The sequence below is a fragment of the Paraburkholderia sp. RL17-373-BIF-A genome (assembly GCF_046030175.1).
Classification (GTDB): Bacteria; Pseudomonadota; Gammaproteobacteria; order Burkholderiales; family Burkholderiaceae; genus Paraburkholderia.
Genome location: NZ_JARESO010000021.1, coordinates 99148 through 125291 on the forward strand (window position 1 = coordinate 99148; position 26144 = coordinate 125291).

Annotated in this window: 22 protein-coding genes; 11 read left to right on the forward strand and 11 right to left on the reverse strand. The window is 64.0% G+C overall.

Annotation, left to right across the window (positions count from 1 at the left end; genetic code table 11):
* The first annotated feature begins 317 nt into the window (after positions 1-317).
* Both P0D80_RS25235 and gluQRS read left to right on the forward strand, forming a co-directional pair.
* A complete protein-coding gene (locus P0D80_RS25235; RefSeq protein ID WP_408287293.1) occupies positions 318-1181 on the forward strand; it encodes a sulfurtransferase in 864 nt (287 codons plus the stop codon).
* 31 nt (positions 1182-1212) lie between these two features.
* A complete protein-coding gene (gene gluQRS, locus P0D80_RS25240; protein WP_408287296.1) occupies positions 1213-2103 on the forward strand; it encodes a tRNA glutamyl-Q(34) synthetase GluQRS in 891 nt (296 codons plus the stop codon).
* Between the two features lie 203 nt (positions 2104-2306).
* Here the strand turns inward: gluQRS and P0D80_RS25245 are convergent, their stop codons facing one another.
* The 6 genes from P0D80_RS25245 to purT form a co-directional block, all read right to left on the reverse strand.
* Entirely contained in the window at positions 2307-3776 is a 1470-nt protein-coding gene (locus P0D80_RS25245; protein WP_408177982.1) for a DEAD/DEAH box helicase, read from the reverse strand.
* Positions 3777-4245: 469 nt separating this feature from the next.
* The gene (locus P0D80_RS25250) at positions 4246-5682 is read right to left on the reverse strand and encodes an aldehyde dehydrogenase family protein (RefSeq protein WP_132375357.1); all 1437 of its coding nucleotides are present in this window, start codon (positions 5680-5682) and stop codon (positions 4246-4248) included.
* A 32-nt stretch (positions 5683-5714) separates the two neighbouring features.
* Positions 5715-7367, reverse strand: a complete 1653-nt coding sequence (locus tag P0D80_RS25255) for an acetolactate synthase large subunit (protein WP_408287299.1) — start codon at positions 7365-7367, stop codon at positions 5715-5717.
* 258 nt (positions 7368-7625) lie between these two features.
* On the reverse strand, positions 7626-7994 hold the full coding sequence (locus tag P0D80_RS25260) for an MliC family protein (RefSeq protein ID WP_132375359.1): 369 nt from the start codon (positions 7992-7994) through the stop codon (positions 7626-7628).
* A gap of 93 nt (positions 7995-8087) precedes the next feature.
* Positions 8088-8300 carry a DUF6726 family protein gene (locus tag P0D80_RS25265; protein ID WP_408177979.1) on the reverse strand — a complete coding sequence of 71 codons (213 nt, stop codon included), beginning with the start codon at positions 8298-8300 and terminating at the stop codon, positions 8088-8090.
* A 137-nt stretch (positions 8301-8437) separates the two neighbouring features.
* Positions 8438-9652: a formate-dependent phosphoribosylglycinamide formyltransferase gene (gene purT / locus P0D80_RS25270; RefSeq protein WP_408177978.1), complete on the reverse strand. Its 1215-nt coding sequence runs from the start codon at positions 9650-9652 to the stop codon at positions 8438-8440.
* Between the two features lie 252 nt (positions 9653-9904).
* On the opposite strand from purT, the gene P0D80_RS25275 reads away from it, so the two are divergent.
* Entirely contained in the window at positions 9905-10444 is a 540-nt protein-coding gene (locus tag P0D80_RS25275; RefSeq protein ID WP_408177977.1) for an META domain-containing protein, read from the forward strand.
* A gap of 263 nt (positions 10445-10707) precedes the next feature.
* Positions 10708-15006 carry a DNA translocase FtsK gene (locus P0D80_RS25280; RefSeq protein ID WP_408287305.1) on the forward strand — a complete coding sequence of 1433 codons (4299 nt, stop codon included), beginning with the start codon at positions 10708-10710 and terminating at the stop codon, positions 15004-15006.
* A gap of 118 nt (positions 15007-15124) precedes the next feature.
* Here the strand turns inward: P0D80_RS25280 and P0D80_RS25285 are convergent, their stop codons facing one another.
* On the reverse strand, positions 15125-16420 hold the full coding sequence (locus P0D80_RS25285; RefSeq protein WP_408287308.1) for a lactonase family protein: 1296 nt from the start codon (positions 16418-16420) through the stop codon (positions 15125-15127).
* Positions 16421-16651: 231 nt separating this feature from the next.
* Between P0D80_RS25285 and P0D80_RS25290 the strand changes: the two genes are divergently transcribed.
* Positions 16652-16804, forward strand: coding sequence for a DUF3096 domain-containing protein (locus P0D80_RS25290; RefSeq protein WP_007175701.1), 153 nt, complete (start codon positions 16652-16654; stop codon positions 16802-16804).
* A gap of 243 nt (positions 16805-17047) precedes the next feature.
* Here the strand turns inward: P0D80_RS25290 and P0D80_RS25295 are convergent, their stop codons facing one another.
* A complete protein-coding gene (locus tag P0D80_RS25295) occupies positions 17048-17293 on the reverse strand; it encodes a hypothetical protein (RefSeq protein ID WP_132375371.1) in 246 nt (81 codons plus the stop codon).
* Positions 17294-17534: 241 nt separating this feature from the next.
* Between P0D80_RS25295 and P0D80_RS25300 the strand changes: the two genes are divergently transcribed.
* On the forward strand, positions 17535-19415 hold the full coding sequence (locus P0D80_RS25300; protein WP_408177975.1) for a glycoside hydrolase family 15 protein: 1881 nt from the start codon (positions 17535-17537) through the stop codon (positions 19413-19415).
* 180 nt (positions 19416-19595) lie between these two features.
* Complete coding sequence (locus P0D80_RS25305) at positions 19596-20873, forward strand: polyhydroxyalkanoate depolymerase (protein WP_132375373.1); 1278 nt, start codon at positions 19596-19598, stop codon at positions 20871-20873.
* 94 nt (positions 20874-20967) lie between these two features.
* On the opposite strand, the gene P0D80_RS25310 is transcribed toward P0D80_RS25305, so the two are convergent.
* Entirely contained in the window at positions 20968-21600 is a 633-nt protein-coding gene (locus P0D80_RS25310) for a TetR/AcrR family transcriptional regulator (protein ID WP_012432273.1), read from the reverse strand.
* A 231-nt stretch (positions 21601-21831) separates the two neighbouring features.
* Here P0D80_RS25310 and rsxB point away from each other — a divergent pair, with 231 nt between their 5' ends.
* The 3 genes from rsxB to P0D80_RS25325 all read left to right on the forward strand — a co-directional run bounded on the left by rsxB (position 21832) and on the right by P0D80_RS25325 (position 23909).
* Positions 21832-22665 (forward strand): electron transport complex subunit RsxB, encoded by an 834-nt coding sequence (gene rsxB / locus P0D80_RS25315; RefSeq protein ID WP_408287312.1) that lies wholly within the window; start codon positions 21832-21834, stop codon positions 22663-22665.
* A gap of 19 nt (positions 22666-22684) precedes the next feature.
* The gene (gene nth / locus P0D80_RS25320) at positions 22685-23329 is read left to right on the forward strand and encodes an endonuclease III (protein WP_408287315.1); all 645 of its coding nucleotides are present in this window, start codon (positions 22685-22687) and stop codon (positions 23327-23329) included.
* Positions 23330-23474: 145 nt separating this feature from the next.
* The gene (locus P0D80_RS25325) at positions 23475-23909 is read left to right on the forward strand and encodes a DUF1841 family protein (RefSeq protein ID WP_012432270.1); all 435 of its coding nucleotides are present in this window, start codon (positions 23475-23477) and stop codon (positions 23907-23909) included.
* 105 nt (positions 23910-24014) lie between these two features.
* On the opposite strand, the gene P0D80_RS25330 is transcribed toward P0D80_RS25325, so the two are convergent.
* Together P0D80_RS25330 and P0D80_RS25335 are read right to left on the reverse strand one after the other, a co-directional pair.
* Positions 24015-24398, reverse strand: a complete 384-nt coding sequence (locus P0D80_RS25330) for a c-type cytochrome (protein WP_132375377.1) — start codon at positions 24396-24398, stop codon at positions 24015-24017.
* 56 nt (positions 24399-24454) lie between these two features.
* On the reverse strand, positions 24455-24823 hold the full coding sequence (locus tag P0D80_RS25335) for a c-type cytochrome (RefSeq protein ID WP_132375378.1): 369 nt from the start codon (positions 24821-24823) through the stop codon (positions 24455-24457).
* A 446-nt stretch (positions 24824-25269) separates the two neighbouring features.
* Between P0D80_RS25335 and P0D80_RS25340 the strand changes: the two genes are divergently transcribed.
* Positions 25270-26112, forward strand: a complete 843-nt coding sequence (locus tag P0D80_RS25340; protein WP_132375379.1) for an AAA family ATPase — start codon at positions 25270-25272, stop codon at positions 26110-26112.
* Positions 26113-26144: the final 32 nt, after the last annotated feature.

Here is a 26144-nt window from a genome sequence, read left to right on the forward strand (position 1 = left end):
CCGGAGTTTTCAGGCCAAAACCACACGTTAGCCGATCGGCTTAGGACGCCAGCGCGCGAGCCGCGTGTGCAGGCGTTCCTGAGGTGGCGGACCATGCGAACGGCCGCTCGGGCGAAGCGAATCGGCAGCAAGTTCACGAACGGTTTGCGCTACCGCAACCCATTGGCCATTCGGCCGAGTCGGGGAAAGCGCCGGGTTGAGAGATAATACGGGTTTCGCCCTATTCGACGTGGCCGCGCCGCATGGCGTTTGAAGGCGGGCAGCCCAACGCGCCCTGTTTTCCGCAAGGCCCGGCCACTTCTTACCGCTGGACACTCATGAGTATCGTCAATCTCTCTTCGTACCATTTCGCGACTATCGAAGACACCGCTGCCTGGCGCCCGTTCGTCACTGAACGCTGCAACGCGCTTGGCCTGAAGGGCACCGTTCTGCTCGCGCCGGAAGGCATCAACCTGTTCGTCGCCGGCACGCGCGAAGCCACGGACGCGTTCATCCACTACATCCGTCACGACGCCCTGTTCGACGGCAAGTTCGTGAATCTGCAGTTCAAGGAAAGCCTGTCGGACAAGCAGCCGTTCACCCGCATGCTGGTCAAGCTCAAGCGCGAGATCATCACGATGAAAAAGCCGGCCATCCGGCCGGAGCTCGGCCGCGCGCCGTTCGTCGACGCGCCCACGCTGAAACACTGGCTGGACCGCGGTCACGACGACCAGGGCCGTCCGGTCGTGATGCTCGACACGCGCAACGCGTTCGAAGTCGACGTCGGCACGTTCGACAACGCGCTCGACTACCGCATTACGAAATTCAGCGAGTTTCCCGAAGTGATCGAGCAAAATCGCGCCGACCTGGAAGGCAAGACGGTCGTGTCGTTCTGCACGGGTGGGATTCGCTGCGAAAAGGCCGCGATCCACATGAAGGAAGTCGGCATCGCGAACGTGTACCAGCTCGAAGGCGGCATTCTGAAATATTTCGAGGAAGTAGGCGGCGCGCATTATCACGGCGACTGCTTCGTGTTCGACTACCGCACCGCGCTCAATCCGCAACTCGAGCCCAGCAAGACCACGCAATGCTTCGGTTGCCGCGCGGTGGTCCCGCCGGAAGCGCAAGCATCGCCAATGTACGTGGCGGGCAAGACGTGTCCGGAATGCCATCCGGACAGCAAGGCGGCGCGCGCCGCGTGATGGTGGCGGCGCAAAACGCCACCACTCGACCATGACCTATCGCGGACGTTTCGCGCCTTCGCCCACCGGGCCGTTGCACTTCGGCTCGCTGGTGAGCGCGCTCGCGAGCTGGCTGGACGCACGCGCTCAGCGGGGCGCATGGCTCGTTCGCGTTGAAGACATCGACGGCCCGCGCACCGTGCCGGGCGCCGCCGAAGACATCCTCGCCACCCTCGAACGCTTCGGCATGCATGCCGACGAACCGCCCGTCTGGCAAAGCACGCGGACGGCGCACTACCAGCAAGCGCTGGAGCAATTGAAGGCCGCCGGCATGATCTATCCGTGTGGCTGCACGCGCAAGGAAATCGCCGACTCGCTGCTCAACGCGCACGCGCGCAATACGACCCTCGCCTATCCCGGCACCTGTCGCGACGGCCTGCACGGCAAATCGGCGCGCGCATGGCGCCTGCGCGTGCCCGACGGCGACAGCGCGGTCATCGCGTTCGAGGATCGCTGGCAGGGCAAGCAGACGCAGAATCTCGCCACCGAGGTCGGCGATTTCGTGCTGAAACGCGCGGACGACCAATGGGCTTATCAACTGGCGGTGGTCGTGGACGATGCGGACGCGGGCATCACGCACATCGTGCGCGGCGCGGATTTGATGGATTCAACGGCGCGGCAGATCTATTTGCAGCGTTGCCTCGGCGTGCCGACGCCGGAGTATTTGCATGTGCCCGTTGTCACGAACGAACAGGGCGAAAAACTCAGCAAGCAGAACGGCGCGACGGCACTGGATATCGACAAGCCGCTTGAAGCGCTATGCGCAGCGGCACAGCATCTTGGGCTCGACTTGGAAAGCGCTGCGGCCCATACGACGCTTGACGGCTTTTATGCTGCCGCCACGGCAGCATGGGCAAAGCGGATGGGCTTACCAGCAGCGTGAACGCGGTTCACGCCTAACAATGATCTCGCCGTGCGCGGCGTGCATCGAGCAGATTGGCTGCGGCAACCAGCGCGCTTGCGCGCTGCGGGGCGAGCTTTCGAAGTGCCCTAAATTTTGCCGCGCCGCCTGCGGCCCAACTACCGGCGCAAGCCCAGCCCGCGCCCCAGGCGAACCGCACCCGAGCCACGCCAGCGAATCAAAAATCAGGAAGAAGACGACGACTTCCTCGGCATCCCAAATCCGCCCAGCAGAGCTGCCAACGGCTGCTTCGAAGCCGTCTTTTGCGGCGCAGCGGAAGCAGCGGCCTCCTCGATTTTACGAACCGAAGAAGGCGACGGCTCATAAGGCTTCAGGAAGAAATCATCCACGGGTTGAGCGCGATGATGATGCGGCCGGTCGAACGTACCCGACGACGCACCCGTGCGCCGGCGGCTGCCGCGGTCCTCACGGCCCTCGCTGCTGCGTTCACGACGCGGCGCGCGTTCTTCATGGTGATGCCGCACCGGCGCTTCCACCGTCAGGCGTTGCACGTCCAGAGGACGCTTGATCAGCTTCTCGATATCGGCAAGCTGCTTGCGCTCGTTCGGGCTGCACAGCGACAACGCATCGCCCGAAGCACCCGCGCGGCCGGTACGGCCGATCCGGTGCACGTAGTCTTCCGCGTTGAACGGCAGATCGAAGTTGATCACCGCAGGCAGTTCGGCGATATCCAGGCCGCGCGCGGCGACATCCGTCGCCACCAGCGCCTCGATCTCGCCGCGCTTGAACGCGTCGAGTGCCTGCATCCGCTCATTCTGCGTGCGGTCGCCGTGAATCGCGGTCGCGACCACGCCGTCGCGCTCGAGGCTGCGCGCCAGGCGGCTCGCGCCGATCTTGCTGTTGCAGAACACGATCACCTGCTTGAGGCCGCGTTCGCGAATCAGTTGCACGACCGCGCCGGTCTTGTCGCCCTCGGCCACTTCGTACACGACCTGCGTCACGTTGGTCGCGGTGGAGTTGCTGCGCGCGACTTCGATGGTTTGCGGGTTGCGCAGATACGTGGCGGCAAGCTTCTTGATTTCGCCTGAGAACGTGGCCGAAAACAGCAGCGTCTGACGTTCTTTCGGCAGCAGGTTCAGGATGCGCTGCAGATCCGGCAGGAAGCCCATGTCGAGCATCCGGTCGGCTTCGTCGAGCACGAGAATCTGCACCTGGCCGAGATTGGCCGTTTTCTGTTGCACGTGATCGAGCAGACGGCCCGGCGTGGCGATCAGAATCTCGACGCCGCGGCGCAGTTGCTCGGATTGCGGGTTCATATCCACGCCGCCGAACACCACGGCGCTGCGCAGCGCCGTGTGCTTCGCATACGCCTGCACGTTCGCGGCGACCTGGTCGGCCAGTTCGCGAGTCGGCGTAAGGATCAGCGCGCGCACCGGATGGCGGGCGGGCGAAGCGCTCGTGCTCGCCTGCGGCAACAGACGCTGGATGATCGGCAGCGAGAAGCTCGCGGTCTTGCCGGTGCCGGTTTGGGCGGCGCCCATCATGTCACGGCCGGCCAGCACGACAGGGATCGCCTGCTCCTGGATCGGCGTAGGGATGGTGTAGCCCGACTCTTTGACGGCTTTCAGGATATCGGGCGCGAGGCCGAATTGATCAAAAGTCGCAGTGCTGGGCGTGACGGCTGTGTCGGACATGGTGGCTTTCGCTAAAAATGCGCTTGGCGCGTACGCGCGGCAGCGGTCGGAACCGCAGAGGGCATTGTGATGAAGGCGGAGCCACGGCGTTCCGCACGGGACCCGTCAATATTGCGGGAAAAAATGCGGCCGGCTCCGGCCGGCGGAAACACCCGCCGGAAAGGCCGGTATTGTAGCACTTCAGCAAAAACACTCATGGCGCATGCGCCGGCTTTCTGCTTACGGCGGAGAAAGCCGGGTGCCGGCAGACTGCGCACCCGCCGGCGAATCGCGGCAAAGCACCGGCGCGCCTCGCTCGCAGCGTAGTTGGTGGAGACGACAGTTGCGTGACAGCGAGCTGGTTCGGCGGCCCGGCGATCGGCGCGCGATGCCGCGTCCGGCCGTGCGGGTGGCCCCGATGCCCCTCAGCCGTCACGCCGTCACGCCGTCACGCCGTCACGCCGTCACGCCGTCACGCCGCCAAATCGTCTCACCACGTCTCGCGCATCACCATCAACCGGATCTCGGTCATGTCCTCGATCGCGTAGCGCACGCCTTCACGCCCTAGCCCGGAATCCTTCACGCCGCCATACGGCATGTTGTCGACCCGGAACGACGGCACGTCGTTGATCACCACGCCGCCCACGTCGAGTTCATCCCACGCGCGATGCGCGTGCGCGAGCGAATCCGTGAACACGCCGGCTTGCAGGCCGAAGTCGCTGTCGTTGACGGTCGCGAGCGCGGCGCCGAAATCGTCGAAGCGCTCCAGAATCGCCACCGGCCCGAAGGCTTCCTTGCGATACAGATCCGTGTCGCGTTTCACGCCTTCGAGCAACGTGGCCTCGAACATCGCGCCGTCGACCTTGCCGCCCGCGACGATTTTCGCACCGGCCTGCACCGCGCTTTCCATCCAGCCGGCGAGGCGCTTGGACTCCGATTCGGAGATCATCGGCCCGACAAAGGTCTTTTCGTCTTTCGGATCGCCCATCACCAGCGACTTCGTCTTGGCGATCAGCTTCTCGCGCAGCGCATCATAAACCTTCGCGTGAACCAGAATCCGCTGCACACCGATGCAGCTCTGCCCCGACTGATAGAACGCGCCGAACGCCAGCCGATCGACCACGTAGTCGAGCTTCTCACCCTGATCGCCGTCGACGATCGCGGCCGCGTTGCCGCCCAACTCCAGAATCACCTTCTTCTTGCCGGCTTTCTTTTTCAGCTCCCAACCTACCGCGGGCGAGCCGGTGAAGGACAGCAATTTGAAGCGCTCGTCGGTGGTAAATAGATCGGCGCCGTCGCGATGCGCGGGAAGAATCGAGAATGCGCCTTTCGGCAAATCGGTTTCCGCCAGAATCTCGCCCATGATGAGCGCGCCGACCGGCGTGCGGCTCGCCGGCTTCAAGACGAACGGCACGCCCGCCGCGATGGCCGGCGCGACCTTGTGCGCGGTCAGGTTCAGCGGAAAGTTGAACGGCGAAATAAACGAACACGGTCCGATCGGCACACGCTTCACATAGCCGTGATAGCCCTTGGCGCGCGGCGAAATTTCCAGATTGACGATCTCGCCGTCGATGCGCACCGACTCCTCCGCGGCCACCTTGAACGTGTCGATCAGGCGCGTGACCTCGCCTTTCGAGTCGTTGATCGGCTTGCCGGCTTCGATGCACAGCGCGAGCGCCAGTTCGTCGTAGCGCTCGCGAAAGCGCTTCACGCAATGTTCGAGCACCGCCTGACGCTTGAACGGGGGAAAGACGCGCATGGCGGGCATGGCATCGACGGCATGGCCGATCGCTTTGTCGATCGCGGTGGCGTCGGCCATCGCGACGCGGGTGGCGACTTCGCCGCTGAATTTATCGGTGACTTCGAGATCGGTGTTGGCGGCCACCGCAACGTTCGCCAGGTAGTACGGGTAAGTCTTTTGCAACATGACGCGACTCCTTGATCCAATGCGTGACAAGTTCACAATTGCGCCGAAAGCCGCTTGATCTCGCGATTCAGCACGCGCTCGTTGTCCGAGTAGTCGATCGGCAGATCGATCACATGCACGCCGGGCGTCGCGAAACATTCGCGCAGCAAGGGCGCGAATTCCGTCGCCGATTCGATGCGGTGTCCCTTCGCCCCGTAGCTCTCTGCATACGCCACGAAATCCGGGTTGCTCAGCGTCATGCCGTAGTCCGGGAAGTTCATGTTTTCCTGCTTCCAGCGGATCATGCCGAACGCGTCGTCGCGCACGATCAGGATCACCAGATCCAGCTTCAGACGCACCGCCGTTTCCAGTTCCTGCGAATTCATCATGAAGCCGCCGTCGCCGCACACGGCCATGACTTTGCGGTCCGGGTGCACGATCTTGGTGGCGATCGCGGACGGCAGCCCCGCGCCCATCGACGCCAACGCATTGTCGAGCAGCAGCGAATTCGGTTCGTGCGCGCGGTAGTAGCGGGCGAACCAGATCTTGTACATGCCGTTGTCCAGACACACGATGCCGTCCACCGGCGTGGTCTCATACACGTCGTTGACGACGCGCACCGGATACATAGGAAAGCGGTCGTCGTGCTGGCCTTTGGCCAGATGCGCCTCGAAGTGCTCCTTGATCTCCTTGAAGCGCGTGAAGTCCCAATGCTTCTGGCGCTCCTTGAGACTTTCCTTGAGTTGCCAAACGGCGTTGGCGATATCGCCAACCACTTCGATCTGCGGGAAGTACACCGTATCCACTTCCGCGCCGAGGAAGTTGACGTGAATCACCGTTTTCTCGCCGGCGTCGCCGCTGCGCATGAAAAACGGCGGCTTCTCGATCACGTCGTGGCCGACGTTGATGATGCAGTCCGCATGGTCGATCGCGCGATGCACGAAGTCGCCGTCTGACAGCGTCGCATTGCCGAGCCACATGGGATGCGATTCGTCGATCACGCCTTTGCCCATCTGCGTCGTGAAGAACGGAATGCCGATCTGGTCGACGAACTCGCGCAGCATCTTGGTGGTGGTCTTGCGGTTGCCGCCCGCGCCGATCATCAAGAGCGGATGCTTCGCGCTGGTGATCGCCTCGACCGCGCGCGCCACGGCTTTTTCCTCGGCCACGGGACGGCGGCTGAAGCTTTTCGGAATCGGCTTGCCATCGCCCTCTTCATGCGCGACGTCTTCGGGCAATTCGAGGTGCGTAGCGCCGGGCCGTTCTTCTTCAGCCTGACGGACCGCCTCGCGCACCGCTGCCGGAATATTGGCAACCGATACGATCTGCCGCGTGTATTTGGTGAGCGGCTCCATCATGCGCACCACGTCGACGATCTGGAAATGCCCCTGCTTGCTCGACTTGATCGGCTTTTGCCCGGTGACCATCAGCATCGGCATGCCGCCGAGCTGCGCATACGCCGCGGCGGTCACGAAGTTGGTCGCGCCCGGCCCGAGAGTGGCCAGACACACACCGGTGCGGCCGGTGAGACGGCCATATGTGGCGGCCATGAAACCGGCCGCCTGTTCGTGGCGCGTGAGAATCAGACGGATTTTCGAGCGGCGCAGCGATTCGAGCAGATCGAGATTTTCTTCACCGGGAATGCCGAACACGTACTCGACACCTTCGGCTTCCAGCGATTTGACGAACAGGTCCGATGCTTTCATTGAGGGTCTCGCTTGATGATACGGACGCGGGCCGTGACTCCATCGCTGGAGCCCGGAAACGGACGATCGAAAACGACCCGGGCCACGCCGACAGTGCCTGGGATGGCACGGATGGCATGACGCGGTGGCACGGCGGCAAATGCCATGCGGGACAGCTTACTACTCGAATGGAAACGGCGTGCGCCGGCGGACAATGCGGCGAATCGGAAGGCGATGAGACAAGCGGCGGCATGGGAAGGGAAAGCCGCCGCATCGCGCTCAGCGATTGATGGTGATGCAGTCGGAGAGCATGGGTGGCGCGTTTTCGCCGGCCATTGCGTCATACAGGTCGGCGCGCGGCCCCTTGGTCCACCATGTGTAGCTGCCGGCCTGATACTTCGCGCCCGACGCCGACAGCGTATTGACGAACAGCAGTTGCTTGCCCTTCACCGGCACGAGGGCGAAGCTTTGCCCGTTCGCCGTGTTCCAGTAAGTGACATGCAGAATCTTGCCGGTCGCGCAGGTGTATTTGTGCGTCTGACGGTTTTTGGCCTGAATCTCCGAGAACTGCAACGGCGCGGCCCACGCATGGCCGTACAGCGCCGCGAGACCCGCCGCCGTGGTGACTGTAACAAGCCATTTCTTCATGAGATGCCTCGATCGTTGCGGCAAATCGAACACGGGCGGCGCGCCGCACGTTGCGCCTCTGGAACTGCGGCTGAAAGGCGGACGACGGGCCGGTTATGGGTCGATCACGTCGGCGCACGCGTCGGTCGGCGCGGCGGCCACATGCCCGACCACCGGCACGATCTTCAACCCTGCCGACGCGATCCGGCACGGCGCAGCCGCGAGGCCGCAGCCCGTCAACCCGACGCACAGCGCGAGCAGCACGCCGAGTGCGCCGAGACGGCTGGTCCAACCGCGCCGCGTGTTGTTGCGCAATTCCAGCGCCATACGTACCTCTACTCCGATGGGCTCGACGAGCCCCAATCATTCAGATTGCGCGCGGCGATGGGTGCCGGGCACGCGGGTCGGGCGAGTCACGGCGAATTGCTTCAGCTGCAGCAGTTCGCCGTGCACGGCGCCGTCACTTACTTCGCCGACACCGGCCGCACTGCTGCCGCGGCCTGCTTCGCGCGCGAACGTGCTTCGTCGGTGTTCTCGCCGGTGGCGAGCGCCACGCCCATGCGGCGCTTGACGAAACTCTCCGGCTTGCCGAACAGACGCAGATCCGCGTTCGGCACCGCCAACGCCGCGGCGACGCCTTCGAACGCAATGCCGGTCTCGTCGAGCCCGCCGTAAATCACCGCCGACGCGCCCGGCGCCCGCAGCGACGTATCCACCGGCAAACCGAGGATTGCGCGCGCGTGCAATTCGAATTCCGAAAAGCGCTGCGAGCACAGCGTGACGAGCCCCGTATCGTGCGGACGCGGACTCACTTCCGAAAACCATACGTCATCGCCGCGCACGAAAAGTTCCACGCCGAAGAGACCCCGGCCGCCAAGCGCGGCCGTCACCTTGTGCGCGACTTCGCGCGAACGTTCGAGCGCGAGCGGGCTCATGGGCTGCGGCTGCCACGATTCGACGTAGTCGCCCGCCACCTGCACGTGGCCAATCGGGTCGCAGAAATAGGTGCTGACTTCGCCGCTCGCCGGGTCGATGGCGCGCACGGTCAATTGCGTGATTTCGTATTCGAAGTCGATAAACCCTTCGACGATCACGCGGCCATGATTCACCCGGCCGCCGGCCATCGCGTATTGCCATGCGGGTTCGACGTCCGCGTCGCTTCTGAGCACCGACTGCCCCTTGCCCGACGACGACATGACCGGCTTCACCACGCACGGATAGCCGACTTTGGCGATGCCCGCGCGCAGTTCGTCGAGCGAATCGGCGAACGCGTACGGCGAGGTCGGCAAGCCGAGTTCCTCAGCGGCGAGACGGCGGATGCCTTCGCGGTTCATGGTGAGCTGCGTGGCGCGCGCGGTCGGGATCACTTCGGCGAGACCGTCGCTTTCAATGGCGGCGAGGGCGTCGGTTGCGATCGCTTCGATCTCGGGGACGATCAGATGCGGCCGCTCCTGTTCGACCAGCGCGCGCAACGCCGCGCGGTCGGTCATGTCGATTACGTGCGCGCGGTGCGCCACCTGGTGGCCCGGCGCATTCGGATAACGGTCGACGGCGATCACCTCGACGCCCAGCCGCTGCAGCGCGATGATCACTTCCTTGCCGAGCTCGCCGGCGCCGAGCAGCATGACACGCGTGGCGGATTCAGAAAGGGGCGTGCCGATCCGTTGGCCGATCTGCATGAGGTCTCCAGATAAAAGTCGGATGAGGGTGGGATTGAGTAGAACACGATGTTAACATGCGGGCCCCTCGCCGCGCCTTGCTCGCGGCGGCCGCATCCTGATCTGCGCGTGAAGGGCAACGGCGGAGCACGACGGCGGCGCGCAAGGGCGCCGCGGCGCACCGAATAAGCGCTCCGCCCGCCAATGCTCTCGCGTGCGGCAAGCTTAGTGCGTTACCCTTACGCCTTCGCCAGTTTGAAGAGGAACGACGCCATGCTCCAAAGCTCCTCCGCGCGACGTGTTGCGCGCTTCACCCCGTATCTGCGCACCGCCCTCGCCGCGTTGAGCGTCGCCGCGCTGTTGAGCGCCTGTGCGATCCCGAAACATCCCGACTCGGAAGCCACCGCGCCCGATCCATTCAATCCCGCCGCCGCGCAACTGCTCGACGACACCAGCTGGGTGCTGAGCGCCTGGAAACAGGCAGACGGCACGGCACGCGCGATTCCGGCCGCGGACCAGGACGCGCCGATCACGCTCACGCTCTCCACCTCGACCGGCCAGCGCCATGCCAGCGGCTTTTCCGGCTGCAACCGCTACATGGGCTCGTACGCGCTGAAAGACGGCAAGCTGAGCTTCGGCACGCTGGGCGGCACGCGCATGGCGTGCATGACGCCCGGCGGACAGATCGAAGGCGCGTATCTCAATGCGCTGACGCACATCGACCGCACCGGCGTGCAGATGCGCGCGCCACAACAAATGCAACTGGTGCTCGACAACGGCGACACGCTGACCTTCGACCGCAGCACGAAATGAACGAGTCGCGGATCGTCCGGTCGATGCTCGAGGTCGCTGATGAGCGAACCGGACCGCGGAGCGGAGCGCCTCGATCGGGACGGGCCACATGACGGATGAAGGCTGTCCCGCCAGCCGTTGTTTTTCACCGACGGCGGGCCGCGCGCCGGTCTGCTTTCCAATTGACGCAAGCATACTTGCGTCTGCCTTCGAAGCATCGGGCTTCGCCGGTTTAAACTCGACGGATTGCGTTTTTGCGCGTCCGTCATTCGTTGATGTCTAGTATGCACACGGTAGTTTTCGGCTGGTTCGGCGGGTCAGCCGTCTGGTTCATTCCTCTTTTGTGGCGTCTCGTAAAGTCGGCACTGCCGGGCGGCGCGGGTCTGCGCGGCCCCGGCACGATCCGGCTGTGGCTCGGCTTCGTCTGTGTGCTGGTGGCGAGCTGCACACTCGAGGCGTCGCTGATCGGCGTGGCCGGCGTGAATGACTTCGGCCATGCGCTGGCTGCGGGATTCGGCCATCTGCTCGGGCATATCGGCACGCCCCTGGCGGCGCTCGCGCTGCTTTTCATCAGCCTGCCGTGGCTGATCGACTTCCGCTGGCGCGACTTCGCCGCCTGGGCCGACGGCGCGTTCGGCCTCGGCCTGTCGCGCGGCCTCGCCAAACGCGACGAGGAAGCGCGCCGTCATCGCAGCGTCGATGATGGTTTGCCGTCGCATGTTTCGCCGGCCACCAATACGATGGCGCCTAAAACCAATGGCCGTTATGCGCGCCCGACGGTCTGGCGTCCGCCGGCGCGTGGACGCGACGCGGCTGCGGCCGGCGCCGCGGCGAGCGCGGCGGGTAAGGATGCGGCGGCGCGTGGCGCTGCGGCGAGCTGGCGTGCTGGCGCGGCCACGCCGCGCCGTCAGGCAATACAGGCTGAGCCGGTGCTGCGCACGGGGGCCGCGACGACACCGCCGCGACAAGTGCCGATGCAGACGCAACCACTTAAAGCGGACAAGGCGGCATGGATGCCGGCGGAGCCGGTCGCGCCGGCTGGATGGTTGCGCGAGTCTGGGCCGCGCGCGGCTGCGTCGGGTGCGTCGGGTGCGTCCGGTGCGGCGGCTCGCGATGGGGCGTCGCAGATTGGACGTCGCTCGGCTGGTGAACAACGGCCGGCGGGATCTTTGGGGGGCGGCGCGGGTTTGGCTGCGGGTGCTGCCTTTGCGGCGGGTGCGGTGGGGGCGGCAGGTAAAGCGGCGCAAGCTGCGGCGCACACGACAGCGGCGGCGCGAGCAGTGTCCGGCGGCGCGGGCTCTCATGCGGCCGTAGGTCCCGCAGGAAATGCAACGACCGGTGCAGGTCGTCCTGCGACGACGGCTCAAGGCTCGGCGGCCCCGGCGGCTCCAGTCAGTCGCGCGCCGGCGCCCCGGCAAGGTTTCTCGCCTGGACCGCATTCAAACGATGTCACGCCGACGCCGGCCACGCGCCGTCCGCCGCCGAGCTACACGCGGCCGATGCCGGCGACGCAGAAAGTTACGCCACCCGCCAGCGTCCAGGAGACGCTACGCAGCATCGCAGAAAACGCCGCTCGCTGGACCGACATTGCGGGCGTCAGCCTCGCGCGCAGCACCGGCACGGAAAACGCAAAGGTGACGAGCGCGCCGAACGCCGCGCCGTCGTTCGAGGCTGAGCGGTCGAGTGTGGATGTGCCGCGAGCGGATGCGGTTGAACCGGCTTTGCCGCCGGATGAGAATGTGCCTTCGCTGGGTGTTACCGGCAATGCTAATGCTGCGGCTGATCGCGCGATAGAAACGCCGACCGATGCGCCGCGCATGGAAGCCGCGTTCGAAGTGCCGCCCGAAGTCAGCCACGAGCCCGTCGTGCAATGGCCGATCGAGCCGCCGATTATGCAAGCTCCGTTGACAGTGGCGCCGGTGGTCGCACCTGCGCCTGCGCCTGCGCCTGCGCCTGCGCCTACGTCGCAGTATGTGCCGCCGGTCGCTACGCCGACGCCGTTCCAGGTTTTTGCCGCGCAGTTGCAAGCAAGCGAAGCGACCGAGGATGAATCGCCGTGCGAAGACGATTCGATGGCATCGACAACTCACACCGACAGTCACGCGAGCCCGAGCGTTGAAACCGCGCAGACGCTCAGCAAGTCTGCGGACCATTCGGAAGTCGCCACACCGAAAGTCACCGGGCAGACGACTGCGCCGGCAATCACCGAACATTCGAAAGAAGCCGCGCCGTTTGTCGAACCGCAACCCGCCGCGCCTGCACCGGTTGCTGAAGTCGTGATCGATAAAACGCTCGCGCCTTGGGAAGCCGAACTCGATGCGGTCCTAGCGCAACACGCGGCTTCGTCATCGAGTGCGCCGGCTGTCGGCAGCGTCGTTGTGTCGAGCGGGGCAGTGCCGACGCGTGACGCCACGCCATCGCCGAGTATCGCGCGCCAAAGCGAATTCGCCACGCCGGTCGAAACGGAAACGGTGGACTCCCCTGCCCTCTCGGACGCACTTGAAGCATCGGACTCGTCGGTCACCACGCACGCTGCAAACATAACCGCCGCAGTAACGCCGCAAAACTTCACGCCGCGCTCTTCGGAGTCGTCGGCCACCGCGCACGCGGCGAACATAACCACGGCAGCGGCGCCGCAAAGCATCACACCGCATGCTTCGGGCTCGCCGACCACCGCACACGCGGCGAACATAACCACGGCAGCGGCGCCGCAAAGCATCGCACCGCATGCTTCGGACTCGTCCGCCCCCGCGCAAGCTACAAACATAACCACCGCAGCACCGCCGCAACCCATCGCGCCGCAAGCATCGAACGTAGTCCGCTTTCCGGGCTTTGTGGTTCAGGCCACGCCCATGGCATCCGACGTCATCGCCGACGCACCCTTCGCCGTCGAAGACCGTACCAACGAGACCGCCATCCCTCCGCTAGCACCGCCAGCGCCGGCAACATCGGCACCGCTCGCCGCACCGTACGCAACCGCGGTCCCATCCACGGAGCCCACGGAAGCCACGGAGCCCACCGAACCCGCCACCCAACCACGCCCACCCCTGCGCGGCCACAGCCCCACCAACGGCTTCGAGTTCCACGCGCCCGCGGCATCGATGGTCGAACTGCCTACGCTCGACCTGCTCGCGCCCGCGGACATCGACGTCGAACCGGTCTCCGAAGAAAAGCTCATCGAAACCGGCCTGCTGATCGAACAGCGGCTGCAGGAATTCAAGGTGCCGGTCACCGTCGTCGGTGCGTCGGCCGGCCCGGTCATCACACGCTTCGAAGTCGAGCCGGCGCTCGGCGTGCGCGGCAGTCAGATCGTCGGCTTGATGAAGGATCTGTCGCGCGGCCTCGGCCTAACGTCCATCCGCGTGGTCGAGACGATTCCGGGCAAGACCTGCATGGGCCTCGAATTGCCGAACGCCAAACGGCAGACCATCCGCCTGTCCGAAATCCTCGAAGCCAGCGTCTATCAGAACTCGCATTCGCAGTTGACGCTCGCCATGGGCAAGGACATCACCGGCCACCCGGTGGTCGCCGATCTGGCCAAGGCGCCGCACATGCTGGTCGCCGGCACGACCGGTTCGGGCAAGTCGGTGGCGATCAACGCGATGATCTGCTCGCTGCTCTACAAGGCGACGCCCGAAGAAGTCCGCCTCATCATGATCGACCCGAAGATGCTCGAGCTGTCGGTCTACGAAGGCATTCCGCATCTGCTCGCGCCGGTCGTCACAGACATGAAGCTCGCCGCCAACGCGCTGAACTGGTGCGTCGGCGAAATGGAAAAGCGCTATCGCCTGATGTCGGCGGTCGGGGTGCGCAACCTGGCCGGCTTCAACCAGAAAATCCGCGACACCGAAGCCAAGGGCAAGAAGCTCGGCAACCCGTTCTCGCTGACGCCGGAAGCGCCCGAACCGCTCGCGCCGCTGCCGCTGATCGTAGTCGTGATCGACGAACTCGCCGACCTGATGATGGTGGCCGGCAAGAAGATCGAAGAGCTGATCGCGCGGCTCGCGCAGAAGGCGCGCGCCGCCGGCATCCATTTGATTCTGGCGACGCAGCGTCCTTCGGTGGACGTGATCACCGGCCTCATCAAGGCGAACATTCCGACGCGCGTGGCGTTCCAGGTGTCGTCGAAGATCGACTCGCGCACGATTCTCGATCAGATGGGCGCCGAGTCGCTGCTCGGCCAGGGCGACATGCTGTTCCTGCCGCCCGGCACGGGCTATCCGCAACGGGTGCACGGCGCGTTCGTCGCCGACGAGGAAGTGCATCGGATCGTCGAGTATCTGAAGCAGTTCGGCGAGCCGCAGTACGAGGAAGGCATTCTCGACGGCCCGGCCACCGACGGCGGCGCGGCGCAGGATCTGTTCGGCGAATCGCCGGATGCGGAAGCCGATCCGCTCTACGACGAAGCCGTCGCTTTCGTGGTGCGCACGCGGCGCGCGTCGATCTCGTCGGTGCAGCGGCAGTTGCGCATCGGTTATAACCGCGCGGCGCGTCTGGTCGAGCAGATGGAAACGGCGGGCCTCGTGTCGGCTATGGGCATCAACGGAAGCCGCGAAGTGCTCGCGCCTGGGCCGGCGGAATAAGCAACTATTGTTGGCCACCGCCAGTGCGAAACCACCCACCGCAAGAAAATGGGCCGCTTGAAAAAGCGGCCCATTTTTTATCCGGCGCGCGCCGTCACATCACGCGCTTCGCCCACACTTACGACGGCGAGACCAGCTTGAAATCCACCGGCGAACCGAGTTCGAAACGCTTCGGATTCGCTTCGAGCATACCGCTCTGCTGATTGCGCTTGAACACGTACACGGTATCGCTGTTCTGATTGCCGACGATCAGCCAGTTGCCGGTCGGGTCGATTGCGAATTCACGCGGCGACTTGCCCATGCTGGATTGATGGCCGATCTTCTTCAGGTGCCCGTTGGTGGGGTCGACCGAAAAGATCACGATGTCGTTCGCGTCGCCGCGATTAGTGGCATACAGAAAGCGGCCGTCCGGCGACAGATGAATCGCCGCCGCGCCCACCGCGCCCTTGAAGCCAGGCTCGGTCAGCGAAAGCGTTTGCACCTGCGTGAGCTTGCCGTCGTTGTAATTGAACGTGCTGACCGTGGCCGCCATTTCGCTCGTCAGATACGCATGTTTGCCGTCGGCGCCGAACACCAGATGGCGCGGACCCGAGCCGGCTTTCTCCTGGTTGTAGCGCCAGTCGGTCGGGCCGAACAGCCCGCGGCTGCCGTCAGGCGTGTAGCGATACGAGTACAGCTTGTCCGCGCCGAGATCCTGCGCGAACAGATAGTGGCCGTCCGGCGAGAACACGGTGGAGTGAACGTGCGAGTTGTCCTGCCGGCCCTTCACCGGACCGCCGCCTTCGTGATGCACCGTGAGCACCGACGGGCCGACCTGACCATCGGCCTGCAACGGGAACACCGCGAAGCTGCCGCCCGGATCGGCGGCCACCGAGTAGTTCGCGGTCAGCAAATACTTGCCGTCCGGCGACAGGCTCAGATAGCACGGATCATTGCCGTCCGAAGAGACCTTGTTGAGGAACGTCAGCTGGCCGCTCGCGGCGTCGAAACGAAACGCGCTGATGCCGCCGCGCTGCGTGGCCGGGCCGTTGTCGCCGGGCATTTCGTTGACCGCGTAGACGAAGCGGCGATCGCGGCTCACCACGAGGTAGGACGGGTTGACCGTCTGCGCGACCGAGACGCGCGTCGCTTCGCCCGTCCTGGTGTCGAAGCGATAGACATACAGGCCTTCGCTCTTCGGGCCGGTATAGGTGCCGACCACCATGTCATAGACGCCGTCGGCGGGGGCCGGGCCGGAATCTTGCGCAAACGCCTGCGAAGCAACAATCGAGACCATGAGCACGAAACCTTTTATTATCGAACGGGCGGAGCGCAATGGAGCAGGGTGCGCCGCGCGCCATGAGGTGGAATCAGCAGCAGAAGGCAAGCGGGAATCTGCAACGGCAGGCATCGCGGCCCGGTGACGACGAAGCATATGACCTCCTCTACATCGGTTATTTGGTTGATTCGGTTGTCATGGTGTCTCTGGTCTGCCGCGCAATCGTTCGAGCGTTGTTCTTATCGAAAGAAGTATAAAAGCGTTGTGTCGGATCATGCAGCGAATCCGGTGACCGCTATCCGGTCAGGCGGCAATCGGCAGCATGAGTGGCAATTGTCCCGCCTGACGGGGCGTTTTTTCAATCGCGTCTCACACTACGGAGTCTTCATGAACGTCACACTCAGCCTGGGCCCGCTGGTTTCGTTGATCGCCGGTATTCTGATTCTCGTCATGCCGCGCCTGTTGAACTACATCGTCGCGCTCTATCTGATCATCATCGGCATCATTGGGATCTTCGGCGTGGGGTCGTCGCACTTCTGAGCGGCGGCGGCAATCGGCTACGCAAGCACGGGACGCACGACCGGGCGCAGCGCCGGCCCGGCGGCGCCTCGCGTCGAGGCAGGACATAAGACGTGCGCAAGCGTCACGCGCCAATGGCCGTGAAGCTCGAGGCAAGCAATAAAACCGGATGGCGCAGCGAAGCGGCGTAGGCTCGCCCGAAGCACGGTGAGTTTGCGGTCAGTGCGGTGCAGCAACCATCCGGCGTGCGCGAAGCGCCATCAGTCAGCCGTTCGAAAGCTGGTCGAGACGCAAGCGTCCCTGCAGCGAGAGAGCGCCAACGGCATAATGGCCATCGCCTTCCTTATAGCGCCGGAAGCAGGCCCGTTCGACCAGAAAGGCGGCGGCGGTCAGCATGCCGTTGCGGCTTAGCCCTAGCCGGCCATAATCGAGCGGTAACATCGAATCGTCGGCAAGTTCGCTGGCGGCCGAGAGAATCGTGATGCAGTCGGATTTCGACGGGTTCAGCATAGCTTTGGTCCTCGGAAACGGCGTCTGTATGCGCCATGGGCGGGGCCGGTTCATAATCCGGAAAGCTCCGGGCGTCGGCATGAAATCTGATTGTAGGCATTGATTTGACAATTACCAACCCGCGTTTCGCTGCATTACATGATGAACCAAAGCGCATCGCGCAAGTCCGGTAACAACAACGACACCTCGATGACACCTTGCACGGCGCCTCCTCGCCGCGCGCCATACTGACTCGCTCCCCATGCCCGCACTCATCGAAGACTATGCGCTCATCGGCGACGGCCACACGGCCGCGCTCGTTTCCCGTGAAGGTTCCGTCGACTGGCTCTGCTGGCCGCGCTTCGATTCCGGCGCCTGCTTCGCCGCCCTGCTCGGCACGCCCGAGAACGGCCGCTGGCTGATCTCGCCGGTCTCGGACACGCCGCCGACCATCACCCGCCGTTATCGCGGCGAAACGCTGATCCTCGAAACCGACTTCGAGACGCCCGAGGGCGCCGTCACGCTGATCGATTTCATGCCGCCGGGTAACGGCTGGTCGGAAATGGTGCGGCTCGTCGTCGGCAAACGCGGCACGGTGCGCATGAAGATGGAACTGGTGCTGCGTTTCGACTACGGCTTCTCGATTCCGTGGGTCGACCGCCTGAAGCACGACAGCGGCATCAAGGCGATCGTCGGACCGGACACCGCCGTGTTGCGCACGCCGGTCGAGTTGCGTGGCGAAGACATGAAGACGGTCGCCGAATTCACCGTCAGCGAAGGCGCACGGGTGCCGTTCTCGCTCGCTTACTCGCCCTCGCATCTGCGCATTCCGCCAGCGCGCGATCCGCACACCTCGCTGGCGCGCACCGAGAATCACTGGCTCGAATGGTCGGCGCGCGGCACGGTCGAAGGGCGCTGGGCCGAGCCGATCCGCCGTTCGCTGATCACGCTGAAGGCGCTCGCTTACGAACCGACCGGCGGCATCGTCGCCGCGCCCACGACCTCGCTGCCGGAGCAGCTCGGCGGCATGCGCAACTGGGACTACCGCTACTGCTGGCTACGCGACGCCACGATCACACTGCTCGCGATGATGCGCGGCGGCTATTACGACGAAGCTCGCGCGTGGCGCACGTGGCTCGGCCGGGTGATGGCCGGTGCGCCGGACCAGTTGCAGATCATGTATGGCATCGCGGGCGAGCGGCGCTTGCCCGAATTCGAAATCGACTGGCTGCCGGGCTATCAGGACGCGAAACCTGTGCGGATCGGCAATAACGCGGTCGGCCAGCGCCAGCTCGACGTCTATGGCGAAGTGATGAATGCGTTGCATCTCGCGCGCGTCGGCGGCCTGCAGGCGGACGACACCGCGTGGAACGTGCAGTGCGCGTTGCTCAAGCACCTCGACACGATCTGGCAGGAACCCGACGAAGGCATCTGGGAAACGCGCGGCGGCCGCCAGCATTTCACCTTCTCGAAGGTGATGGCGTGGGTCGCCTACGACCGCGCCATCAAGTCGGCGGAAATGTTCAAGCTCGACGGCCCGCTCGACGAATGGCGCGCCACCCGCGCGCAAATCCACGCGGAAGTCTGCGAGAAGGCCTGGAATCCCGCGCTCAACGCGTTCTCGCAGTGCTACGGCACCGACCAGCTCGACGCGAGCGTGCTGCTGATGCCGCTGGTCGCGTTCCTGCCGCCGAACGATCCGCGCGTCAAAGGCACCGTGGCGGCGATCGAGCGGGACCTGATGCGCGACGGCTTCGTGATGCGCTATCGCACCACCGAATACGACGACGGCCTGCCGCCGGGGGAAGGCACGTTTCTCGCTTGCTCGTTCTGGATGGTGGACAACCTGGCGTTGCAAGGCCGCCTCGACGAAGCAATCGCGATGTACGAACGTCTGCTCGCGCTCTGCAACGATGTCGGTTTGCTCGCGGAAGAGTACGATCCGGCTGCGAAGCGCCTCGTGGGCAATTTCCCGCAGGCGTTTTCGCATGTGGCGCTCGTGCACACCGGCCTGAACCTGATGAAACACGAGCAGGCGATGGCGCAGGCGACCGGGCAACCGCCCCATGACGGCACCGGAGAACCAGAACTTGATGCTGCTGCAACCCCCGATAGCGGCGCGGCAACGTCGCCAGTAGCATGATTTAATGACGGTTTGCGTGATAGCCGCGCGCAAAATGCTGCATTGCACAAGTACGCTTTGTTCGATATGATCGACTAGACTGTTGGCCGAAAAACAATGTGCCCACAACCAAATTGGCCCGCCGCAACGCCACACGCGTGTTTGCGAAGCCCCATGCGAACCGCTTAGAACGGAGCACCCATGCTCTACCAACTGCACGAATTCCAGCGGGCGATGTTGAGCCCCCTTACCGCCTGGGCCCAGGCCGCGTCGAAATCCTTCGCGAATCCCGCCAGCCCTTTGGCCTACGTGCCCGGCGCCACGCGCCTCTCAGCCGGTTACGAACTGCTCTACCGGCTCGGTAAAGATTACGAAAAGCCCGAGTTCAATCTTCATCAGATTGTCAAAGACGGTCATAACATTCCGATCATTGAACAAACGATCATCGAGAAGCCGTTTTGCCGCCTGATGCGCTTCAAGCGTTTCGCCGACGACAGCGACGCCGTTACCCAATTGAAAGACGAACCGGTCGTGCTGGTATGCGCACCGTTGTCGGGACACCACGCCACGCTGCTGCGTGACACCGTGCGCACGTTGTTGCAAGACCACAAGGTTTACCTGACCGACTGGATCGACGCACGCATGGTGCCGCTCGAAGCCGGCGAGTTTCATCTGGACGACTACGTCGCCTACATTCAGGAATTCATCCGCCACATCGGCGCGAAGAATCTGCACGTGATCTCGGTGTGTCAGCCGACCGTGCCGGTGCTTGCCGCCATTTCGCTGCTGGCGAGCCGCGGCGAAGACACGCCGCGCACCATGACGATGATGGGTGGCCCGATCGACGCGCGCAAGAGCCCGACGTCGGTCAACTCGCTCGCCACGCAACACTCGTACGAGTGGTTCGACAACAACGTGATCTTCACGGTGCCGCCGAATTATCCGGGCGTGGGCCGTAAGGTTTACCCGGGCTTTTTGCAGCACACCGGTTTTGTCGCCATGAATCCGGAACGTCACGCGGCATCGCACTGGGATTTCTACCAGAGCCTGCTGCGCGGCGACGAAGACGACGCGGAAGCGCACCGCCGCTTCTACGACGAGTACAACGCCGTGCTCGACATGGACGCGGACTATTACCTCGACACGATCCGCGTGGTGTTCCAGGAATTCCGCCTCGCCGAAGGCACGTGGGACGTTTCCGGCGAACGGGTGAAGCCGCAGGACATCACGAAAACGGCGCTCTTCACGATCGAAGGCGAACTGGACGACATCTCCGGCGACGGCCAGACCTTTGCCGCGCATGAGCTGTGCACGGGCATTCCGGAAGAGCACAAACGTCACTTCACCGCGGAGAAGTGCGGACACTACGGCATTTTCTCCGGACGCCGCTGGCGCACCATCATCTATCCGCAGTTGCGCGACTTCATCCTCGAGCACAACAAGGCGCCGAAGGTAGCGAAGGAAAAAGTCGAAGCCTGAGCGTCGCACGCGTAGTCGGCAAACAACGGCCTCTTCGGAGGCCGTTGTCGTTCATGAGGATCCCGAAGCCTCATTGCGCCGCTTTTGACGCAGCCTACTTGCGCAACAGATACGCGAGCAGCAACTCGGTGTTCATCTGAATCACTTCACTGCGCTCGCTCGCGCTGCTGAAATCGCGGCCGAGTGTGGCTTCGAGCGTGAAGCGGTTCGACACGATGTAGTAGCCCATGCCCGAGAGCGTGACGTAGAAGCGCAGCGGATCGACGTTGGTGCGGAACAGCCCCGCACGTTGACCGCGCTCGAGAATGCCGCCGAGCGTGGCGACGATCGGCGAGATCATTTCGCGGATGCGCGTCGACTTCTGCATATAGCGTGCTTCATGCAGATTCTCGTTATTGATGAGACGCAGCAACTCGGGATGATCGCGGTAGTAATCCCAAACAAAATGCGCGAGACGCGTGATCGCCTCGACCGGGGCGATGCCATTGAGCTCGAGCGTGCGCTCCGCTTCATTGAGCGCGCTGAACGCGTGCTCGAGTACGGCGGTAAAAAGCTGCTCCTTGCTACCGAAGTAGTAATAGAGCATGCGCTCATTCGTTTCCGCGCGGCGGGCGATCTGATCGACGCGCGCGCCGAATAGCCCACCATTTGCAAACTCTTCGGCCGCCGCAAGCAGAATGCGGCGCCGTGTGCCTTCAGGATCTCTTTTGATTTTCGGCTGATTCATGGTGGCATCGTCTTCGTGAGCCGCGTTATCCGGATCGCGCCGCCGGCCTCTCCTCGGGCCTTGCACCGACAGCACTGAACGGGCTGGTTGGGGGAATACCCTTCTGCGGTCTTTCGAAAAAAGCGCTTCGATTATGGCACATGGATTGCGGATGGCAATTGGGGAAATCGGCGATAATGTGCTATTTAGTTCAAGCTGTGCGGCCGCAAGCCAAAGCCCCACGTCGTGACCGTGACAGATACCAAAACACTCGCAGACCGCATCGAAGATCTGCTCCCCCAGACGCAATGCACCAAGTGCGGTTACCCCGCATGCCGCCCCTATGCCGAAGCCGTTGCAAGCGGTGAGGCCAACTACAATCAATGCCCGCCGGGCGGCGCCGAAGGCATCGCACGGCTTGCCGCTTTGCTCGGCAAGCCCGTGATTCCGCTCAATTCCGCCAACGGCGTCGAACGGCCGCGTCCGTTGGCGGTTATCGACGAACAAGTTTGCATTGGCTGCACGTTGTGCATGCAGGCCTGTCCGGTCGATGCAATAGTTGGCGCACCGAAACAGATGCATACGGTGATCGCCGAACTCTGCACCGGTTGCGATTTGTGTGTGCCGCCCTGCCCCGTCGACTGCATTGCCTTGCCGCCGGTCACCGGCGAAGCGACCGGTTGGGACGCGTGGAGCCAGGCGCAGGCCGACGCCGCGCGCGCGCGCCATGACCGGCGCGAAGCGCGTCTCGCCCGCGAGCGCGAGGCTGCCGAAGCACGTGCTGCAGCGCGGCGGGCCGGCAGCGCTGCCGCTGCTCAGGTTACCGAAACAACGCAAGCCAACGTTGCGGCGCCATCGGCCGCGCCCGCCGCGGACGACGCCGAAGCAAAGAAACGCGCGATCATCCAGGCCGCGCTCGACCGTGCTCGCAAGAAGAAAGAGGAACTGGCCGCCAAAGGCCAGGGCCCGCTGAACACCGAACGTGTGAGCGCGGACGTGCAGGCGCAGATCGATGCCGCCGAAGCACGCCGCCGCCGTCTCGGCCTCGCCGCGGACAACCCCGATACACCGTCCGATAAGCACTAACCGCACCGTCACGCCCAGCATGAACGCGAACAAACGCCGCGCCATCTACGAGACGTTTCAGAGTCTCACGCCTCATCCGACAACCGAACTCGAGTACACCACTCCGTTCGAACTGCTGATCGCCGTGCTGCTGTCGGCGCAGGCCACCGACGTGTCGGTCAACAAGGCCATGCGCAAGATGTTCCCGGTCGCGAACACGCCGCAGAAAGTTTTCGATCTCGGCGAAGAAGGCGTGACCGGCTACATCAAGACCATCGGCCTCTATCGCACCAAGGCGAAGAACGTCATTGCGACCTGCCGCATTCTGCTCGACCAGTACGGCGGCGAAGTGCCAGAGGATCGCGAAGCGCTCGAAAGCCTGCCGGGTGTCGGCCGGAAAACGGCCAATGTGATTCTGAACACCGCGTTCGGTCACCCGACCATCGCGGTCGACACGCACATCTTTCGGGTTGCGAATCGAACCGGTCTTGCGCCCGGCAAGGACGTTCGCGCGGTCGAAGCGACGCTGGAGAAATTCACGCCCGCCGAGTTCAAGCAGGACGCGCACCACTGGTTGATCCTGCACGGCCGTTATGTATGCAAGGCGCGCCGGCCTGAATGCTGGCATTGCGTGATCGAGCCGCTGTGCGAGTTCCGGCCGAAAACACCGCCACCGGATCTGTAGGCGGAACCGACACCTCATTCAACGCCAAAGCGCCGCCAGCAGCCCGCGGCGCCCCGGCGTAAAATGACGCCCTGCCTCGTCCGCTTCACAGGCTGACGCTTTACAGGCTCACGTCACACGCCCCACTCAACGCACCGGTCTCACGATGTTCAATCCCAGCCGCGACGAAGTCCGTCTCTTCTTCACCGACACCTGGCGCAAGCAGCGCAAAGGCGAGATTCTGACGCCGCTGGAGGCGATCGCCGCCGACTGGATCGTCGAGCATCCCGAATATCACGCCGACCTGACCGACGGCGACGCCGCCCAGGCACAGGACTACTCGCCCGAACGCGGCCAGACCAACCCGTTCCTGCATCTATCTATGCATCTGGCGATCACCGAACAGCTGTCGATCGACCAGCCGCCCGGCATTCGCGCGGCGCACGAACGCCTTGCCGCACGCCTCGGCTCGACCCACGAGGCGCAGCACGCCATCATGGACTGCCTTGGCGAAACCATCTGGGAAGCGCAGCGCACCGGCACGCCGCCCGACACGGACGCATACCTGCAGCGCATCGAGCGGCGCGCCACGCGCGACTGAAGCTGGCACATCCGCCAGCCGGAACCGAGCGCCCAAAAGCACGACACCCCGCCGAAGCGGGGTGTCTTTCAATCCGAAAGCAGCGCGAAGACTTATGCGCCGCGCTTACTTCTTCTGCACCAGATCGCCGTTCAGCGATTCGACATAAGCGGCAATGTCTTTCATGTCGCTTTGCGACAGGCTTTGCACCTGCGCCTGCATGATCGGGTTGTTGCGACCGAGGTGCGGGTTGCCGTTGCCCATCTGGTATTGGCGCAGCGCCCAGTAGACGTAATCAGAATGCTGACCCGCGAGCTTCGGATACTCCGGGCTCACCGGCTTGTTCAGGTTCACGCCGTGGCAAGCCGCGCAGTTGTGGCTGTCGGACAGCACCTTGCCGTTGCCGGCGTCGGCGGCGTGCGCGACGTTCGCTGCAACCAGACCGATCACTGCCGCCGACGCGCATGCAGCCTTGAACACCGTGTGGAGTGCCTGTTGGGGCTTATTCATGAATTCTCCTATCCCGCGAATTTATTTACCGAGTGACTGGATGGACAAGCCGCCGGTCACTTGTCGGGATTGCTCTTCGAAGAGGAATTTTGCGCTGCGTAGTAGGCTGCGATGTCGGCGATGTCCTGATCCGACAGCGACGCGGTGATGGCGCGCATTGTTTCGAAATGGCGGTCGCCCTTCTTGTAGCCATGCAGGGCGTTCTCGAGGTACGCCTGGTTCTGCCCGCCGAGCATCGGCACGCGGTAGACCTCAGGGTAAGCCGTGCGGTATTCAGGGATGCCGTGGCAGCCAATACACATCGCGACCTTGCCTTGGCCCGCCTTCGCGTTGCCGACGACATCCGCTGCCTGCGCACCGGCCGTATAGCCCGCGAGCACCGACAGCGCTGCGATCACGACGTGTTTGCCAACGAATTTATTCATAGCATGTAACCTGGCTTGAGGGGAAACGGGCGACCAAAAAGGCAACGGCCCGCGCCGTTATTCTTATAGGGAGCCACGCAGGCCAAAAAAATCGGGCTAATTGTACCGCGACGCCGCGCCGAACGTCCACCGCGCGGGGCCGCGGCGCATCCGGCCACCGCAAAGCCACGGCTAGCGCCGGTTTGCTCCGCCGCGCCCGATCCGCAAGGCATGGCGGCCACCGCCGCATGCCGGCCGCTCGCCCGGTTCGACACCGCATTCAGCCCGCTCTCGCCCGCCGCGCCCGCCCACCAGGCCCGCCGGGCGAACGTTCGGGCCGCTCGCCGGCGCCGCGTGCGCACTGGCTTCGCGCTACGGCACCGCGGGTGACACCTTACGCGAGGCGGTTTCAGGCCAACAGGCCTTCTGACTTATACTGGGTTTTTCCCGAAAAAGAGCATCTCGCCATGCGTTTCGAAGGCTCATCGCAGTACGTCGCCACCGACGACCTCAAGCTCGCGGTCAACGCCGCGATGACGCTCAAGCGCCCGTTGCTGATCAAGGGCGAACCCGGCACGGGCAAAACCATGCTCGCCGAAGAGGTCGCCGCCGCGCTCGGCATGCCGCTTTTGCAGTGGCACATCAAGTCCACCACCAAGGCGCAGCAGGGTCTGTACGAGTACGACGCGGTGTCGCGCCTGCGAGATTCGCAACTCGGCGACGAACGCGTCAAGGACATCGGCAACTACATCGTCAAGGGCGTGCTGTGGCAGGCGTTCGAGTCGGAGGAGCAAACGGTGCTGCTGATCGACGAGATCGACAAGGCCGACATCGAATTCCCCAACGACCTGCTGCGCGAACTCGACCGCATGGAGTTCTACGTGTACGAGACGCACGAGCTGATCCGCGCGAAACAGCGCCCGCTCGTGATCATCACGTCGAACAACGAGAAGGAGCTGCCCGACGCGTTCCTGCGCCGCTGCTTCTTCCATTACATCAAGTTCCCCGATCCGGTCACCATGCAGCAGATCGTCGAGGTGCACTATCCGGGCATCAAGAAGGAACTGCTCGCGGCCGCCATGCAGAGCTTTTTCGAACTGCGCAACGTCGCCGGATTGAAGAAAAAGCCGTCCACCTCGGAACTGCTCGACTGGCTCAAGCTGCTGCTCGCCGAAGACATTCCTCCGGAAGCGCTGCGCTCGTCCGACCAGAAGCAGATCATTCCGCCGCTGCACGGCGCGCTGCTGAAGAACGAGCAGGACGTGAATCTGTTCGAGCGGCTGATCTTCATGAACCGCAACAACCGTTGAACCATCGTTGATTGATCGTTGATTGAGCGCCG

Coding starts and splice junctions, on each gene's coding strand:
- P0D80_RS25300 (WP_408177975.1), top strand. CDS start 17,535: ATGCCCGCACTCATCGAAGACTATGCGCTCATCGGCGACGGCCACACG.
- P0D80_RS25260 (WP_132375359.1), bottom strand. CDS start 7,994: ATGAAGAAATGGCTTGTTACAGTCACCACGGCGGCGGGTCTCGCGGCG.
- P0D80_RS25245 (WP_408177982.1), bottom strand. CDS start 3,776: ATGTCCGACACAGCCGTCACGCCCAGCACTGCGACTTTTGATCAATTC.
- P0D80_RS25325 (WP_012432270.1), top strand. CDS start 23,475: ATGTTCAATCCCAGCCGCGACGAAGTCCGTCTCTTCTTCACCGACACC.
- P0D80_RS25305 (WP_132375373.1), top strand. CDS start 19,596: ATGCTCTACCAACTGCACGAATTCCAGCGGGCGATGTTGAGCCCCCTT.
- P0D80_RS25280 (WP_408287305.1), top strand. CDS start 10,708: ATGCACACGGTAGTTTTCGGCTGGTTCGGCGGGTCAGCCGTCTGGTTC.
- P0D80_RS25295 (WP_132375371.1), bottom strand. CDS start 17,293: ATGCTGAACCCGTCGAAATCCGACTGCATCACGATTCTCTCGGCCGCC.
- P0D80_RS25235 (WP_408287293.1), top strand. CDS start 318: ATGAGTATCGTCAATCTCTCTTCGTACCATTTCGCGACTATCGAAGAC.
- P0D80_RS25330 (WP_132375377.1), bottom strand. CDS start 24,398: ATGAATAAGCCCCAACAGGCACTCCACACGGTGTTCAAGGCTGCATGC.
- nth (WP_408287315.1), top strand. CDS start 22,685: ATGAACGCGAACAAACGCCGCGCCATCTACGAGACGTTTCAGAGTCTC.
- P0D80_RS25340 (WP_132375379.1), top strand. CDS start 25,270: ATGCGTTTCGAAGGCTCATCGCAGTACGTCGCCACCGACGACCTCAAG.
- P0D80_RS25335 (WP_132375378.1), bottom strand. CDS start 24,823: ATGAATAAATTCGTTGGCAAACACGTCGTGATCGCAGCGCTGTCGGTG.
- gluQRS (WP_408287296.1), top strand. CDS start 1,213: ATGACCTATCGCGGACGTTTCGCGCCTTCGCCCACCGGGCCGTTGCAC.
- P0D80_RS25310 (WP_012432273.1), bottom strand. CDS start 21,600: ATGAATCAGCCGAAAATCAAAAGAGATCCTGAAGGCACACGGCGCCGC.
- P0D80_RS25265 (WP_408177979.1), bottom strand. CDS start 8,300: ATGGCGCTGGAATTGCGCAACAACACGCGGCGCGGTTGGACCAGCCGT.
- P0D80_RS25250 (WP_132375357.1), bottom strand. CDS start 5,682: ATGTTGCAAAAGACTTACCCGTACTACCTGGCGAACGTTGCGGTGGCC.
- P0D80_RS25275 (WP_408177977.1), top strand. CDS start 9,905: ATGCTCCAAAGCTCCTCCGCGCGACGTGTTGCGCGCTTCACCCCGTAT.
- P0D80_RS25290 (WP_007175701.1), top strand. CDS start 16,652: ATGAACGTCACACTCAGCCTGGGCCCGCTGGTTTCGTTGATCGCCGGT.
- purT (WP_408177978.1), bottom strand. CDS start 9,652: ATGCAGATCGGCCAACGGATCGGCACGCCCCTTTCTGAATCCGCCACG.
- P0D80_RS25285 (WP_408287308.1), bottom strand. CDS start 16,420: ATGCTTCGTCGTCACCGGGCCGCGATGCCTGCCGTTGCAGATTCCCGC.
- P0D80_RS25255 (WP_408287299.1), bottom strand. CDS start 7,367: ATGAAAGCATCGGACCTGTTCGTCAAATCGCTGGAAGCCGAAGGTGTC.